This window comes from Rhodococcus sp. B50 (genome assembly GCF_013602415.1).
Taxonomy (GTDB): domain Bacteria; phylum Actinomycetota; class Actinomycetes; order Mycobacteriales; family Mycobacteriaceae; genus Rhodococcus.
On record NZ_WPAG02000002.1, the window covers coordinates 4,387,341 to 4,402,674 of the forward strand.

Below are 15,334 nucleotides of genomic sequence, written 5' to 3' on the forward strand. Positions count from 1 at the left end.
CGACGTCAATCGACCCTCGGTGGACAGAACGAAAAAGGGCGTCGGTCCGGACCTTTCGGACCGGACCGACGCCGATGTGCAGCTTCGAGCGGTGACTCAGTCGAGCCGGATCGCCCTCTCGGGGCAACCCGCTGCGGCCTCCCGCACGGACTCCTCATGCTCGGCCGGGACCTCGGACACGAGCGTGACGGCGTACCCGCCGTCGCTCAGATCGAAGACCTCCGGACAGGCGGCGAGGCAGACCCCGTGTCCGCGACAGGCGTCGTCGTCGACGAAGACCTTCACTTCGACTCACCCTCCGCCGGCGTGTACTCGAGGTGCAGTGCGAGCAGGCCGCGCAGGATGAAGGTCGGCAGGTAGCCGAACTTCCGGTCGTCCTCGGGGCCGTGCACCTTCTCGGAGATCCGGATCTCGCTGGTGCGCTCGAGCAGGCGCTGGATGCCCACGCGTCCTTCGGTGCGGGCGAGGGGGGCACCCGGGCACGAGTGCACGCCGCGACCGAACGCGATGTGGGTGCGGGCGTTCCGGCGATCGAGGTCGAACTCGTTCGGATCGGAGAACTGACGCGGGTCGCGATTGGCGGCACCGTTGACCAGCATCATGATCGTGCCGGGAGACACGTCGACCCCGCCGACGGCGGTCGGCGTCTTCGCGAGCCGGAAGTCGCCCTTGATCGGGCTCTCGAAGCGCAACGTCTCCTCGATGAAGTTCGGGATGCGGTCGGGCTCGTCCCGTAGGGTCTTCTGGAGCTCCGGCTGCTCGGCGATGATCCGCAGCGCGGAGCTCAACAGGCGTACGGTGGTCTCCTGGCCCGCGGAGAACACGTTCGCCGCGATGCGGAGGACGTCGTCGACGGGCGGCAGGGTGCCGTCGGGGAAGGTCGCGGTGGCGAGGCCCGTCAGCACGTCGTCGGTGGGGTTCGCGCGGCGGTCCTCGATGTACGCACCGAACTTCTTGTACAGGAACTCGAGGGGGTTGAGCTTCAGGGCCTCACCCTCGGTGCTGCCGAGCGAGAAACCCTTCTCCACCTGGATGTTCAGGCCCTCGATGAACTCCTGGTGGTCGCTCTCCGGGACGCCCAGCAGGTCGGCGATGACGAGCATCGCGAACGGCGCGGCGAAGCCGGTGATGTAGTCGCCCTCACCGCGGACCAGGAGGTCGTCGAGGAGCCGGTCGGCGATGCGCTCGATGAAGGCCTCGTTCTCCTTGAGGCGCTTGGGGGTGATGAGCCGCATCAGCAGGCCGCGATGGTCGGTGTGCTGAGGGGGGTCCATCGTGGGGAGCTGGTCGTTCATCGGCAGCGAGGGACGATGCTCCTCGATGAAGTCGGTGATGTCGTCGCTCTCGGGGCAGGCCGGCAGCCCGGAGAAGGGACCGGTCACCGAGATGCACGACGAGAACGTCTGCTCGTCGCTCAGGACCTGGATCGCCTCTTCGTATCCGGTGACCATCATGACGTTGTGGTGGGGTTCGCGCCTGACCGGGCATCCCTCGCGCAGGGCGTCGTAATAAGGGTACGGGTCCTCGACGAGTTCCGGATCGGTGAAGAAGTTCTTCGTCTCGATGTCGGTCATGGTTCCTCCCGGGGCAGGCTGTGGGCTGGTGCAGAGTTCGGCCTCGTCCCGCGGCCGTCCCGCGCTCGAAGCCGTGTCTCGCCGCACATCCAACCACGGGTTGGAAAGTCCGGCGCGAGGGGATGTTTCGTGCATTTCGGACTTGTGATCGATCACGTGACGATCGTGGTCGATCTGTTTTCGATCTTGAATGCGGAAGCCGTCGAAGTATGGAAACGACGACGCGCCCGTACTCGAACCCCGGAAGGTTCGAGTACGGGCGCGAAGTGCGTTCATCGCCGGAGTGCCCCGACGGAAGGCATCAGACCACCGGCTCCCTGGTGATCTCGGCCCAGGCCGCACCGCTGTCGGGAACGCGCGGTTGCTTCCACACCTCGACCGGGAAGGACACCATGACCAGCGACTGCATCACGTGCATGAGAGCACGCGCGTCGTCGTCGAGGTCGTCGAGATCGAACTTGTCGAGGTAGGTGATGGCGTCCTCGAGGCGGGCGAATGCGGCATCGTAGAACCGCTGCATCTCCGGCATGGTCGAGGCCAGTCGCTTCGCGTAGCGCTCGGGCTCGGTGGCCAGCGCCCAGTCCGCGTAGGGCTCGAGGTCGGCGAATTCGGCGGGCAGCCGCGTCTCGGTGGTGGTCATCGCTGCTGGTGCTCCTTGACGTAGTCGGCGACGGTCTTGTGCAGGTGGCGCAGAAGTACTTCCTGGTCGCAGAGGGGGAACTCGGTCACTGCGCGGGTGCCGATCATGGTCTGGGTCGCTTCCAGGGTGTTCGCGTCCTGGAGGGCGTACTCCTTGAAGGTCACCGCCGCGAGTTCGTGGGCGAGGCGCTCGCGAGCGTTCTTCGGCGGAACGAAGTAGAGGCTCGCCTCGAAGACGTGCTTGTCGACCGCGGTCGGCCAGTAGTTGTAGGTGAGGTACCAGCCCGGCTGCCAGATCAGCAGCGTCATGTTCGGGAAGAACTCGAAGCTGTCCTGGCCCCAGCTGTGGAAGTTGGCCGGGTTGAGGGCCTTCGGCAGAGTGTCGAGACCCTCGATGTCGGGCTTGTCCCAGGGACCGAACAATCCGGAGCGCAGGACGCGCTCGATGGGCTTGACCATCTCGAGGTCCTTCGGCGGCGCCATGCCACCCCAGGAGGAGATCATCGAGTGCGGGGACTTGATGTCGTAGTGCAGGGCCTCGTAGCCGTAGCCGGCGAGCTTCTCGGCCTCGTCCTTGACCGCCTGCTTCATGTGCAGGATCGGGGCATGGTAGAACTCGGCGAAGGCGTCGATGAACAGCTTCCAGTTGGCGTTGATCTCGCTGCGGTAGCTGTAGACCTCGGTCATCTTGTCGAAGGGATAGCCTTCGAGTTCCTTGGCGAAGTCGCCGAGGTAGTCGACGAGCGGAATCGCGTCGGCGTCGAGGTTGATGTAGATGAACCCTTCCCAGACCTCGCAGCGGACGTCCTTGAGTCCGTAGTCCTTCTTGTCGAGGTCGAAGAACTCGCCCTCCTGCTGCACGAAGGTCAGTTCGCCTTCGAGGCTGTAGCGCCAGGCGTGGTACTTGCAGGTGAACTGCTTGCAGCTACCGGCCGTCTCCTCGTTGGGGAAGTCGTTCCACACCAGCTTGTTCCCGCGATGGCGGCAGACGTTGTGGAATGCGCGGACGACGCCGTCGTTGCCCTTGACGATGATCAGCGAGGTGCCGGGGCCGGCCGAAGGCAGTTCCTTCGTGAAGTAGCTGCCGACGCGGGGAAGCTGCTCGACGCGACCGACGTAGAGCCAGGTGCGCTTGAAGATCGCGTCGCGTTCGGCTTCGAAGAAGGCGGGGTCGATCGAGTCTGTGTAGTCGACCGGGGCAGTATCGAGCCCGGGGAAACTCTCGGTCCAGCTTCCCTCGGCCGGTTTGGTGAAGTGGGGCAAGGCTCTACCTTTCGTCTTCGAACTCGATACCGAAGGTGTTGTAGGCCATGGCCATCAGGCTGTAGCCACCTACGGTGAAGATGAGATCCATCAGTTGTTTGGTGGTGAGATGCTCCGAGAGCGCTGTCCAGGTCTCCTCGGACAGACGCGAGGTCTCGGTCAATTCCCGAACGGAGTCGAGCAGACGCTGTTCGAAAGGATCCTCGGCCGACCCGTCGAGGGCCGCGGCGATCTCGTCCGGCGTGAGGCCGGCTTCGGTACCTGCGATCTCGACGTGGTGCTCACGCTCGTACGAGCAGTCGTGCAACGCGGCGACCCGCAGGATCACCAGTTCGCGCAGCCGGGCCGGGAGTGTGGACCGGAACAGCAGGTGCACGCTGAAACCGAGAAAGGCCTTGGTCAACTCCGGATGGTGGACGAGCGTCGCCATCGCGGTGCCGGCTTGCTCCGGGTTCCTCATGTGCCGGGGCATCAGGCCTTTCAGTGCTGCGTCGACGTCCTCGTCCCAGAGTTCCGCCGGCAGCGGGGATAGCAGTGCCACATCAACCTCCTCCCTGTTCGAGAGAATTGCATTCTCATTTCTGATCGATAGATTTCCACGTCCGCGCCGGATAGTCAACGTTCCGCGAGAAATGTCCCGTTTTTGCTGGTAGGGACTCCGTGTGTGGAGTGCGCGCCGATTCGTTCTCCCGATGGGGGTGTGGGCGCGACGCGACTTTCGTCCATACGCGCGGTCTTGCGCGAAGGTTGATTCTCCAGAAAAGAGAGGATAGTTTCCATCTACGAGCCACCCGGGTCGCGCTCGTCCGTCGAGCGATCGAAAGAGAGGTACGTCGTGACCACACCCGCACCACTTCGTCCAGGAGTGCAGCTCGCCGCCGCCGAAGGTTCCACGAGGGTCGTTGTCGTCCGCGCACCGGCCGGGGATGCTCAGGAGCTCACATGCGGTGGCGTCCCGATGATTCCGGCCCCTCCGGGCCGACCCGAACCGTCGGCCGGCGACGCTGTCACCGTCCTCGGCAAGCGCTATGTCGACGCGGACGACACGGTCGAGGTGCTGTGCACCTCCTCGGGGTCCGGGGAACTCGGCTACGGCGGTCTCCCCATGACTCTCAAGGCCGCGAAGCCGCTTCCCGCCTCCGACTGACCGACACGAAAGGGATTCTTATGAACCTCGACGACCTGCAGTCCCGCCGACAGGGCCGGAGGTGCCGACGGTGAGCGGAATGAGTTTCGAACTCAGTGAGGATCAGGAGCTCATCCGCAAGTCGGTGGCCGAGCTGACGAAGAGGTTCGACGACCAGTACTGGATGGAGAAGGACCTCGCCCACGAGTTCCCGGCAGAGTTCTACAAGGCCATGGCGGACGGGGGCTGGCTCGGTATCACCATGCCCGAGGAGTACGGCGGCCACGGATACGGCATCACCGAGGCCACCCTGCTCCTCGAGGAGGTCGCCCGATCGGGTGGCGGCATGAACGCCGCGAGCTCGATCCACCTCAACATCTTCGGCATGCAGCCGGTGGTCAAGCACGGTTCCGACGAACTCAAGGCCCGCACACTGCCGCGCATCGTGAACGGCGACCTGCACGTCTGCTTCGGTGTCACCGAACCCGGTGCAGGACTCGACACCTCGCGGATCACGACCTTCGCCCGGCGGGACGGCGACCACTACGTCGTCAACGGCCGCAAGGTGTGGATCTCGAAGGCGCAGGAATCCGAGAAGATCCTGCTGTTGACCCGCACCCAGCGGTACGACGAGGTCGAGAAGAAGACCGACGGTATGACGTTGTTCCTCACCGACCTCGACCGCAGTCGCGTCGACATCCGACCCATCCGCAAGATGGGGCGCAACGCCGTCACGTCGAACGAACTGTTCATCGACGACCTGCGGGTGCCGGTGGAGGACCGCGTGGGCGAGGAGGGGAGGGGTTTCGAGTATCTGCTCGACGGACTCAACCCCGAACGCATGCTCATCGCCGCCGAGGCGCTCGGCATCGGTCGCGTGGCGCTCGACAAGGCCGTCAAGTACGGCAACGAACGTGAGGTGTTCGGCCGCCCGATCGGCATGAACCAGGGAATACAGTTCCCCCTCGCCGATTCGCTCGCCCACCTCGACGCCGCCGAACTCGTCCTGCGCAAGGCGACCTGGCTGTACGACAACGGCAAGCCGTGTGGACGGGAAGCGAACACCGCCAAATATCTCTGTGCCGATGCGGGATTCACCGCCGCCGACCGGGCGCTGCAGACACACGGCGGTATGGGTTATTCGGAGGAATACAACGTCTCGCGGTACTTCCGCGAAGCGCGCGTGATGCGCATTGCACCGATCAGCCAGGAGATGATCCTGAATTTCCTGAGCTCACACACTTTGGGACTGCCGAGGAGCTACTGATGGCCGTGAACAATTCACTCTTCGATCTCACCGGGCGCTCGGCCGTGGTGACCGGCGCGGCCGGCGGTATCGGCTCGGCCGTCGCCGAAGCTCTCGCGGCGGCCGGTGCGGCCGTTCTCGTCACCGACGTGAACGGTGACGCCGCAGCTGCTGTGGCCGAACGGATTTCGGTTAGCGGCGGTAAGGCCGACAGCGCCGCGCTCGACGTCCGCGACCGGGAGGCGGCCGACGCCGCGATGGCGCGTGCAGCCGGTCTGACCGAGGGTGTGCTCCACATTCTCGTCAACAATGCAGGTGTCACCGACCCGGCGATGTTCGCTGCCACCACTGTCGAATCGTTCCAGCGCATCCACGACATCCACGTGCTCGGCGCCTTCAACTGCTCGCAGGCGGCGCTGCCCTTCCTTGCCACCGACGGCAAGGGGCGCATCATCAACGTGACCTCCTCGGCGGGCATCACCGGCACGCTCGGGCAGGTGAACTACTCCGCGGCCAAGGCGGGGATCATCGGGATCACCAAGTCACTCGCCCGCGAACTGGCCCGCAAGAACATCCTCGTCAACGCGCTGGCCCCCCTCGCCGCGACGCCCATGACGGAGACGATCCGCACCGACGAGAAGTTCGCGGCCACTATGCTGAACCGCATTCCTCTGCGCCGCTGGGCGTCTCCGGAAGAGGTCGCCGGAGCGTTCGTCTTCCTGGCCACGGACGCGGCGTCGTTCGTCACCGGGCAGGTGCTGCCGGTCGACGGCGGCATGGTGATGTGATGACCGAGACGGTGACAACAGGTTCTGTGGGCTCCGACGGCCCGCTCGCGGGCGTCACCGTCGTCACCCTCGAGCAGGCCGTGTCGGCACCGATGTGCACGCGTACGCTCGCGGACTTCGGCGCGCGGGTCATCAAGATCGAGAATCCCCGCGGTGGTGACTTCGCGCGCGACTACGACGACGTCGTCGGTGGCATGGCAGCCCACTTCGTGTGGGCCAACCGCGGCAAGGAATCGGTCACGCTCGACCTGAAATCGGACGACGGTCTCGCGGTGCTGCACCGGATCCTCGAGCGCTCCGACGCCCTGGTGTCGAATCTCGCGCCGGGCGCGACGGCGCGACTCGGGCTCTCACCCGACCAGCTCGAGGAACGTTATCCCGAACTGATCGCGGTCGAGATCGACGGCTACGGTCCGGGTGGCCCGCTTTCCCACAAACGCGCCTACGACCTTCTCGTCCAGGCCGAATCGGGTGCGTGCGCGGTCACCGGTTATCCCGACATGCCCGCAAAACCCGGGCCGCCCGTTGCCGACATCACCACCGGCCTGTACTCGGCCGTGTCGATCCTCGCCCTGCTGTGCGGCAAGGAGCGGCACCGGGGCCGTGGCGGAAGCCTGTCGAAGGTGTCCGTGAGTCTGTTCGACACGATGACCGAGCTCATGGGATATCCGCTGACCTACACGCGTTATTCCGGGGTGAATCAGCAGCCGCTGGGCATGTCGTCGCCGGCCGTCTCGCCCTACGGGTCGTACCGCACCGCGGACGAGCAGGTGGTCGTGCTCGGCACCACCAACGACCGGGAATGGCAGCGACTCGCACGGGAGATCATCGAACGCGACGACCTCGCCGACGACGAGCGCTTCCGCTCCAACGCCGGTCGCTGCGAACACCGCGCCGTGCTCGACGAGGCCATCGCGCAGTGGTGCGCCCGGCATCCTCTCACACACATCCAGAAGATCGCCGACGAGGCCGGTATCGGCAATTCGCGGTACAACCTGCCCAGCGACGTGATCGCACATCCGCAGCTGCAGGCCCGCGACCGCTGGCGCGAAGTCGCGACCCCCAACGGTCCGATCGAGGCGTTGCTTCCCCCGCCGGTCGTCGCGGGGTTCGAACTGCCCATGGGTGCGGTACCGGGGCTCGGCGAGCACACCGACGCGGTGTTGCAGGACTTCGGGATCACCCGCGACGAGATCGCGCGGCTGCGTGAATCCGGCGCGATCGGCCCCGCATACCGCGCACCCGGTAGGGAGGCGACCGGATGAGCGCCGACACCCTCCTCGTCGACGACCGCGACGGGGTCCGGACCCTCACGTTGAACCGGCCGCATCGCAAGAACGCGATCGACGGTCCGCTGTGGCAGGAGCTGCACGACGTGCTCGTCGACACCGCCGATGACCCGGGCGTGCGAGTCCTCGTCGTCACCGGCGCGGCCGGCGCGTTCTGCTCGGGCGCCGATATCGCGAACCCCGCTGTCGCGCACCCGTTGCGCAAGCTGCGGAAGCTCACGGATGTCGCGTTGCTACTGCACGAACTGCCCGTCCCCACCGTCGCGAAGGTCGACGGCGTCGCCTACGGCGCCGGCTGGAACCTGGCGCTGGGATGCGACCTGGTGGTCGCGACACCGCGCTCGACCTTCTCGCAGATCTTCGTGAAAAGGGGACTGTCACCCGATCTCGGCGGTACCTGGTTGCTGCCGAGGCTCGTCGGTCTGCAGCAGGCGAAACGACTGGCGTTGCTGGCCGAGGCCGTCGACGCCGACGAGGCACACCGACTCGGCCTGGTGACCTGGGTGGAATCCGAAGAGGGCATCGACGCGTTCGTCGGTGATCTCTGTGCTCGGCTGGCGGCCGGGCCACCCGTCGCTCTGGCACAGACCAAGGCATTGCTCAACGAAGCCGTCGACCGCGGCCTGCGGGATGCCCTCGCCGGTGAGGCGCGTGCTCAAGCGGTCAACTTCGGAACCGTCGATGCGCCCGAGGCGTTCCGGGCCTTCGCGGAGAAACGCGAGGCCCACTTCACCGGCAGGTGGGCGCTGAATCCGGAACCACAGACTACGAGTGGAGAAGAAGTACATGCGTGAAGCAGTCATCGTCGAGGCCGTCCGCACCCCGGTCGGCAAGCGCAACGGGGGATTGGCGGGCGAGCATCCGGCGGATCTGTCGGCGCACGTCCTGCAGGCGCTCGCCGAGCGCGCGGGGATCGATCCGGCGGTCGTCGACGACGTCGTGTGGGGCTGTGTCTCGCAGGTGGGAGACCAGTCGAGCAACATCGGCCGGTACTCGGTTCTCGCGGCCGGCTGGCCCGAGTCGATCCCGGGCACCACGATCAACCGGGCGTGCGGATCGAGCCAGCAGGCGCTCGACTTCGCCGCGCAGGCGGTGATGTCCGGGCAGCAGGATGTGGTCGTTGCCGGCGGCGTCGAGGTGATGAGCCGCGTGCCGCTGGGTTCGGCGCGCGCCTCGGGGCAGCCGTACGGGCCGAAGGCACTGGCCCGCTACGACGGTTTCTCGTTCAACCAGGGCATCTCGGCCGAGAAGATCGCCCGCAAGTGGGGCTTCTCCCGTACCCGCCTCGACGAGTTCTCGGTGCTCTCGCACGAGCGGGCCGCCGACGCGCTGGACCGCGGTGCGTTCGACGCGCAGATCGTTCCGGTGCCGACCGACGCGGGTGTGGTGTCGGTGGACGAAGGGGTGCGGCGGGGGTCGACCGTCGAGAAGCTGGCCGGACTGAAACCGGCCTTCGACGAGGACGGTGTCATCCACGCCGGCAATTCGTCGCAGATCTCCGACGGTGCGGCCGCACTGCTGGTCACGACGCCGGAGAAGGCCCGTGAGCTCGGGCTCACCCCGCTGGTCCGGTACCGGGCGGGTGTGGTCGCCGGTGCCGACCCCGTACTCATGCTGACCGGACCCATCCCCGCGACGGAGAAGGCCCTCGCGAAGGCGGGTATCGCCTTGGGAGAGGTCGGTGTCTTCGAAGTGAACGAGGCCTTCGCGTCGGTGCCGCTGGCGTGGCTGGCCGAGACGGGAGCCGATCCGGAGAAGATGAATCCGCTCGGCGGGGCGATCGCGCTCGGTCATCCGCTCGGCGGTTCGGGTGCGGTGTTGATGACCCGGATGATCCATCACATGCGTGATCAGGGCCTTCGCTTCGGCCTTCAGACGATGTGCGAGGGCGGGGGCACTGCCAATGCGACCGTCGTCGAACTGATGTGATCCAGGCGGAAACATATATGTGATGAGACCCTTGTCACACTCGGGAAAATGACCTAATGTGCGTTCAGTAGGTTGTTCTTCTTCAACGAAGTGAGGGGCTTTGTCCCAACGTGCATACGACACTCTCCTCGCCAGAGGTGAGGATCGCAGGGAGCTGATTCTCAGCGTCGCCCAGCGGTTTCTGGCGCGGAACGGGTGGCGGAGCACGAGCCTCGCCCAGATCGCCCGGGAAGCAGGATTGACCCCGGCAGGGTTGCTGCACCACTTCGAGTCGAAGGACCAGTTGTTGCACGCGGTGCTCGACGCCCGCGACAACGACGACGACGCTCGTGTGGATCGGACGGGAGATCTCGTCGATCAGCTCAGGAAACTCCCGAAGCGTTTCGAGGAGTCGCCCGAACTGGTCGGAATGTATGCGGTGCTTCTCATCGAGAACCTGGAACCGGATGCTCCTCTGCACGATCGCCTACTCGGGCGGTATCAAGCGGCTCTCGACGCGGTCGAAGCCGGCATCCGGCGTGGACAACACGCCGGGCGATACCGAACGGATGTGGACCCAGCCGTCAAAGCGGTGGAGATCGTCGCTTTCCTGAATGGAATGGAAACCTCATGGCTGCTCGATCGTTCGCTCCCACTGACCGCAATATTCGAGGACTTCATACAGTCGCTCGAGCAACAGCTCATGCCCGCCGTCACATCCTGAGAAGAAGGGTCGCGCTCGTCGCTCCTCGTGTAGCGGACGCCGTTCGCTACACCGGCGGATGGCTGTACGACCAGGTTGCAGCAGGTTGGGAAGTGGTGGTCGTCGTTCCGCAGAGTTCCGATCTGCGTCCGTTCGAGATCCTCGGTGCTACCAAGGCGGTCGACCTCGAGTCTGCTCTGAGCTCTGCGACCTACGGCCCGATGCCCGATATGGTCGCCGTCGCAGGCGATCTCTATGCCTCCGACGAACGGATACGAAACGGTGTGCTCGAGGCGATCTCGGACGGTCCCACCACGGTCGCGCTGTGGGGTGAGACGGTCCCTTCCGAACTCGACTCGCGCATCGTGCCGCTGCAGCATCGGCTGAGCCGCGCGGCCCAGGTCTTCAAGTCGCATGCCCTCGCCGCTGCCGCAGCACCGGCGACCGCGGTCGGCGTCACCGAATCGTTCCGCACCGGAGGTGCCGACGCGCTCCGCATGCGCGGCCACCTCGTCTCCATGGCCTGAGTACCGCTCGAACGACCGTGGCCCCGGCCTCCGGTTTCGGAGGCCGGGGCCACAGTCTCAGTTCCACAGGAGAATCGAGTCGCGTGCCGATCCCGGCGCGCCGAACCGGGGTTCGCTCGGCGTGTAGGACGGGTAGGGCTCGGTTCGGCGCGCGAGGGCGGTCAACGGGTCATATCGATGACGACCTTCCCGACCGCTCGTCCGTCGGCGACGTGACGAAGCGCCCGCGCGGCGTCCTCGAGAGAATAGTCCGCGCCGACGTGCGGAACCGCCGTGCCGGAGACGAGCAGTTCCACGAGTTCTGCCTCGTTCCGCCGGTACTCCTCCGGATCGAGATCCTGGAACTGGAAACCCATGATCCGGATCCCCTTGACCAGAACGAGATTCAATGGGATGCGGGGAATCGATCCGGACGCGTACCCGATGGTGACGAAGCGTCCCCCGCGGGCGAGCGACCGGAGCGCCGGCTCCGAGAGCTCACCACCCACCGGATCGACGACGACGTCGGCTCCCTCCGGCAGCGCGCTCTTCAGGGCTGAACGCAGGTCGCTCGTCCGGTGGTCGATCGTGTGCGCGGCACCGTAGGACGACGCGACCGCGAGCTTGTCGGCCGACGAGGCGACTGCTGTGACCGACGCGCCCAGTGCCACACCGAGTTGCACGGCCGCCAGACCGACTCCACCACCGGCTCCGAGCACGACGAGTTGCTCACCCGGCTGTAGGCACGCCACCGACCGGAGTGTGTGATAGGCCGTCCGGTGCGCCACTCCGAAGGACGCGGCGGTCCGGTCGTCGATCCCGTCCGGGGTCTTCTTCAGGGACGTCGTGGGAGCGACCACCTCGTCGGCGAACGCTCCGACCAGTCCGGTGCCGGTGACGCGGTCGCCGACCGATATTCCGTTCGCATCGTCCGCGATCTCGACGACGGTACCCGCGTACTCACTGCCCGGAACAAAGGGTGGCGGCACGCTGATCTGGTACTTGTTCGCCACGAGAAGGACGTCGGGGAAGTTCACCGCCGCTGCCCCCACTCGCACCCGGACCTGCCCGGGCGCGAGTGGGGATGACGGCCGCGACTCCATCCGCAGGGATTCGGGTTCCCCGTATTCGGTGCAGACGACGGCGCGAACGGTGCTCGTCGGCTCTGCCGGGGCGGTCACTGCCCCTGCCAGACCGGCGCCCGCTTCTCCATGAACGCGGTGGCGCCTTCCTTGGCGTCGTTGCTGGTGAAGACGACCGACTGCCAATGCGAGAGTCGCTCGCCGGCGCGCTCGGGATCGGCTTGGGTCAGCCGGACGAGTTCTTTCACCGCCGACAGGCCGAGCGGGGCGTTCGCCGCGACCCGCCGTGCGTAGTCGAGTGCGGTATTCAGCACCTCGCCGGGCGCGACCACCGCGTTGATCAGTCCGAGTTCGTAGCCGCGCTGCGCCGGGATCGTGTCGCCCATCAGGGTCAGTTCGAGCGCTGCCCCGACCGGGATGCGGGTGCCGATGGCGGTGCCGCCACCGGCAGGGAAGAGGCCGCGCTTCACCTCCGGTAGACCGAACTTCGCCTCCGAGGACGCCACGATGATGTCGGCACCGAGGAGAAGTTCGAGCCCGCCGCCGACGGCGCTGCCGTTGGCGGCGCCGATGACGGGAACGGTGAGTTCGCCCTTGGACAGTCGTGCATATCCGGCGGCTTCGTCGGAGTCGGTGCCGATGTCCTCACCTTCTGCGAATGCACGGAGGTCCATGCCGGCGCAGAACGCCCGGTCGCCCGTGCCGGTGAGCACGATCGCCCGGATCTCCGGATCCGCTTCGGCCCGGAGAGCTGCGGCACCTATACCTCGGATCACGGCGCCGTTGAGGGCATTACGCGCCTCGGGCCGGTCGATGCGGAGGACGAGCACCGGTCCGTGCCGTTCCTCCACCAGTCCTTCCACGACAGTTGTCATCGCAGACCCCTTCAGCCCTTGTAGTCCGTCGACTCGGCGAGATCGGCAGCCGACTTCATGAGATTGGTGATGACCGGTCCGTAGGACTGCAGCTTGGGATCGTCGCCGGCCCGCTGGAAGCCCTGTTCGAGGACGATGGCGAGCTTCCACTTGGCGAGGATCAGGTAGTAGTCGATGTCGTCGACCTGGCGGCCGGAGACCTCGGCGTAGTGCGCGAGCATCTGCGCACGACCGGGCATTCCGGTGAGGTCGACGTAGCTGACCGCACTGTCCTCGTTCGCGCTCGTGTCCTCGGGCCAGTTCATGAGCATCCAGCCGAGGTCGAGCTTCGGGTCGCCGACGGTGCCCATCTCCCAGTCGACGAGTGCCGCGAGCTTCGCGGGGGCGCCGTGCTCGAACATCACGTTGGCGAACTGGTAGTCGCCGTGCATCAGACCCGGGATGTAGTCGAGCGGACGGTGGGTCTCGAGCCACTTCGTCGCGACGTCCATGCCCTCGATCTCGCGGGCCTTGATCCGTTCGAAGAAACGGGTCCACCGGCTCACCTGCCGGTCGTGGAAGCCCTCGGGGCGTCCCAGATCCTGCAGGCCCTGCGCCTTCCAATCCACCTTCGACAGCAGGGCGATGCCCTCGGCGAGCTGGTAGGCCAGGCCGGCGCGGGCGTCGAGATCGGTGTCGAAGGGTGCGGGCCAGGTGCCGCGATGGTCCATCGGCGACCATCCGTCGACGTGGCCCATGAGGTAGAAGGAACGGCCGAGGACGGACATGTCCTCGCATGCGGCAACGGCTTTCGTGTGTGGGACGTCGGTTCCGTCCAGTCCCTGGATGATGCGCCATTCGCGCATGATCCCGCTGTCACGGTCGGCCGGCGCACCGGCCGGAGGGATGCGAATGACGCACGTGAAGTCGTCGCGCGTGAGCTTGTAGATCTCGTTCTGTGTACCGCCGGAGAGGTATTTCGCGTCGAGCGGCGCGCCCTTGCCGGGCAGGCCCTGCTCGTCCATCCATTCGGCGAGACGCTCGGTGTCGATCACAGGTTCCCCACTTCGAGTTCGATGTAGTCGGCGTACTTCTTCCGGGCTTCTTCCTGCTTCTTCGGGATCCACTCCGACGGCCACATGTCGTCGACGGGGCTGTAGTCGCGCAGGACCTGCTTGGCGACGGTGGTCTTGTGGACCTCGGTCGGCCCGTCGGCCAGACCCATCACCGCGGCCCCGTGGATCATCTTGAAGAACGGCATCTCGTTGGTGACGCCGAGCGCACCGTGCACCTGCATGGCGCGCCATGCGATGTCGTGGAGCACGGTGGGCATGATGATCTTCGCCGTCGCGATGTCCTTGCGGACCTTCTTGTAGTCGTTGTACTTGTCGATCTTCCACGCGGTGTTGAGCACGAACAGGCGGAACTGTGCGAGCTGCGCGTAGGAGTCGGCGATGTAGCCCTGCACGGCCTGCTTGTCGGCGAGGCGGCTGCCGGCCGTCTCGCGGCTCAGGGCGCGCTCACACATCATGTCCAGCGCCTTCTGGGCGAGGCCGATGGTGCGCATCGCATGGTGGATGCGACCGCCACCGAGTCGCACCTGCGCGGCGGCGAACGCCTGACCCTCCTCGCCGAGGAGCGCGTCGGCGGGCACACGCACGTTGTCGTAGTGGATGAGCGCGTGGGTGCCGTCGTTCATCGGTTCCCCGTAGAGGCCGACGTTGCGCACGATGTTCACGCCCGGGGTGTCGGTGGGGACGAGGAACATCGACGTGCCCTTGTACACGGGGACGTCGGGATCCGTCACGACCATGACGATGAGGAACTCGGCCGTCCGGGCGTTGGAGGAGAAGAACTTCCATCCGTCGATCACCCAGTGGTCGCCGTCCTTGACCGCACGGCAACGGAACTGGGCGGGATCGGCACCACCCTGCGGTTCGGTCATCGAATACGAGGAGAACACCTCGCCGTCGAGCAGGGGCTGCAGGTAGCGCTCCTTCTGCTCGGGAGTGCCGAAGTGGGCGATGATCTCGGCGTTACCGGTATCGGGTGCCTGACAACCGAACACGATCGGTGCCCACGACGAGCGCCCGAGGATCTCGTTGAGCAACGCCAGCTTGAGCTGTCCGTATCCCTGGCCGCCGAGTTCGGGGCCGAGATGGGTGGCCCACAGGCCCTCCGCGCGGACCTTCTCCTTGAGGGGGTCGATGGCCTTGCGGCGGAGTCCGTCGAGAGGGACGAACTGTTCGTGTTCCCATACGAGATCGAGCGGCTCGACCTCCTCGCGCACGAACGCATCGGCCCAGTCCAGCTTCTTCTGGTACTCGGGCTCGGTTTCGAAGTCCCAGGCCATTGC

At 66.1% G+C, this 15,334-nt stretch carries 17 protein-coding genes; 8 read left to right on the plus strand and 9 right to left on the minus strand.

From position 1 onward, the window contains the following. Window positions 1-96: 96 nt before the first annotated feature. The 5 genes from GON09_RS20680 to GON09_RS20700 all read right to left on the minus strand — a co-directional run bounded on the left by GON09_RS20680 (window position 97) and on the right by GON09_RS20700 (window position 4,017). Complete coding sequence (locus GON09_RS20680; protein WP_059384035.1) at window positions 97-285, minus strand: ferredoxin; 189 nt, start codon at window positions 283-285, stop codon at window positions 97-99. Then, window positions 282-1,574: a cytochrome P450 gene (locus GON09_RS20685; protein WP_213933471.1), complete on the minus strand. Its 1,293-nt coding sequence runs from the start codon at window positions 1,572-1,574 to the stop codon at window positions 282-284. The genes GON09_RS20680 and GON09_RS20685 overlap by 4 nt, the downstream gene beginning before the upstream one ends. Before the next feature lie 301 nt (window positions 1,575-1,875). After that, a complete protein-coding gene (locus GON09_RS20690; protein WP_213933472.1) occupies window positions 1,876-2,214 on the minus strand; it encodes a hypothetical protein in 339 nt (112 codons plus the stop codon). Next, the gene (locus GON09_RS20695; protein WP_213933474.1) at window positions 2,211-3,476 is read right to left on the minus strand and encodes an aromatic ring-hydroxylating oxygenase subunit alpha; all 1,266 of its coding nucleotides are present in this window, start codon (window positions 3,474-3,476) and stop codon (window positions 2,211-2,213) included. Before GON09_RS20695 ends, GON09_RS20690 begins: the two co-directional genes overlap by 4 nt. 4 nt (window positions 3,477-3,480) lie before the next feature. Next, window positions 3,481-4,017, minus strand: a complete 537-nt coding sequence (locus GON09_RS20700) for a carboxymuconolactone decarboxylase family protein (RefSeq protein ID WP_213933476.1) — start codon at window positions 4,015-4,017, stop codon at window positions 3,481-3,483. A 294-nt stretch (window positions 4,018-4,311) separates the two neighbouring features. On the opposite strand from GON09_RS20700, the gene GON09_RS20705 reads away from it, so the two are divergent. From GON09_RS20705 to GON09_RS20740, 8 genes are all read left to right on the plus strand, one after another. Next, window positions 4,312-4,623 (plus strand): hypothetical protein, encoded by a 312-nt coding sequence (locus GON09_RS20705; protein WP_307854428.1) that lies wholly within the window; start codon window positions 4,312-4,314, stop codon window positions 4,621-4,623. A gap of 79 nt (window positions 4,624-4,702) precedes the next feature. Further along, window positions 4,703-5,869, plus strand: coding sequence for an acyl-CoA dehydrogenase family protein (locus GON09_RS20710; RefSeq protein WP_213933478.1), 1,167 nt, complete (start codon window positions 4,703-4,705; stop codon window positions 5,867-5,869). After that, complete coding sequence (locus GON09_RS20715) at window positions 5,869-6,636, plus strand: SDR family NAD(P)-dependent oxidoreductase (RefSeq protein WP_213933481.1); 768 nt, start codon at window positions 5,869-5,871, stop codon at window positions 6,634-6,636. The genes GON09_RS20710 and GON09_RS20715 overlap by 1 nt, the downstream gene beginning before the upstream one ends. Beyond that, complete coding sequence (locus GON09_RS20720; protein WP_213933483.1) at window positions 6,636-7,901, plus strand: CaiB/BaiF CoA transferase family protein; 1,266 nt, start codon at window positions 6,636-6,638, stop codon at window positions 7,899-7,901. Before GON09_RS20715 ends, GON09_RS20720 begins: the two co-directional genes overlap by 1 nt. Continuing rightward, window positions 7,898-8,719 carry an enoyl-CoA hydratase/isomerase family protein gene (locus GON09_RS20725; RefSeq protein ID WP_213933484.1) on the plus strand — a complete coding sequence of 274 codons (822 nt, stop codon included), beginning with the start codon at window positions 7,898-7,900 and terminating at the stop codon, window positions 8,717-8,719. The genes GON09_RS20720 and GON09_RS20725 overlap by 4 nt, the downstream gene beginning before the upstream one ends. Continuing rightward, window positions 8,712-9,854 (plus strand): thiolase family protein, encoded by a 1,143-nt coding sequence (locus GON09_RS20730; RefSeq protein ID WP_213933485.1) that lies wholly within the window; start codon window positions 8,712-8,714, stop codon window positions 9,852-9,854. The genes GON09_RS20725 and GON09_RS20730 overlap by 8 nt, the downstream gene beginning before the upstream one ends. A gap of 100 nt (window positions 9,855-9,954) precedes the next feature. Next, window positions 9,955-10,557: a TetR/AcrR family transcriptional regulator gene (locus tag GON09_RS20735; RefSeq protein ID WP_213933486.1), complete on the plus strand. Its 603-nt coding sequence runs from the start codon at window positions 9,955-9,957 to the stop codon at window positions 10,555-10,557. Between the two features lie 92 nt (window positions 10,558-10,649). Then, window positions 10,650-11,063, plus strand: a complete 414-nt coding sequence (locus GON09_RS20740; protein WP_307854429.1) for a hypothetical protein — start codon at window positions 10,650-10,652, stop codon at window positions 11,061-11,063. A gap of 161 nt (window positions 11,064-11,224) precedes the next feature. Here the strand turns inward: GON09_RS20740 and GON09_RS20745 are convergent, their stop codons facing one another. From GON09_RS20745 to GON09_RS20760, 4 genes are read right to left on the minus strand one after another with little or no spacing between them, the layout of a single operon-like run. Then, window positions 11,225-12,223: an NADPH:quinone oxidoreductase family protein gene (locus GON09_RS20745; protein WP_307854430.1), complete on the minus strand. Its 999-nt coding sequence runs from the start codon at window positions 12,221-12,223 to the stop codon at window positions 11,225-11,227. After that, window positions 12,220-12,999: an enoyl-CoA hydratase-related protein gene (locus GON09_RS20750; protein ID WP_213933487.1), complete on the minus strand. Its 780-nt coding sequence runs from the start codon at window positions 12,997-12,999 to the stop codon at window positions 12,220-12,222. Before GON09_RS20750 ends, GON09_RS20745 begins: the two co-directional genes overlap by 4 nt. Window positions 13,000-13,010: 11 nt before the next feature. Then, complete coding sequence (locus GON09_RS20755) at window positions 13,011-14,033, minus strand: phosphotransferase family protein (RefSeq protein WP_307854431.1); 1,023 nt, start codon at window positions 14,031-14,033, stop codon at window positions 13,011-13,013. After that, on the minus strand, window positions 14,030-15,331 hold the full coding sequence (locus GON09_RS20760; RefSeq protein ID WP_213933488.1) for an acyl-CoA dehydrogenase family protein: 1,302 nt from the start codon (window positions 15,329-15,331) through the stop codon (window positions 14,030-14,032). Before GON09_RS20760 ends, GON09_RS20755 begins: the two co-directional genes overlap by 4 nt. Between the last annotated feature and the right edge of the window lie 3 nt (window positions 15,332-15,334).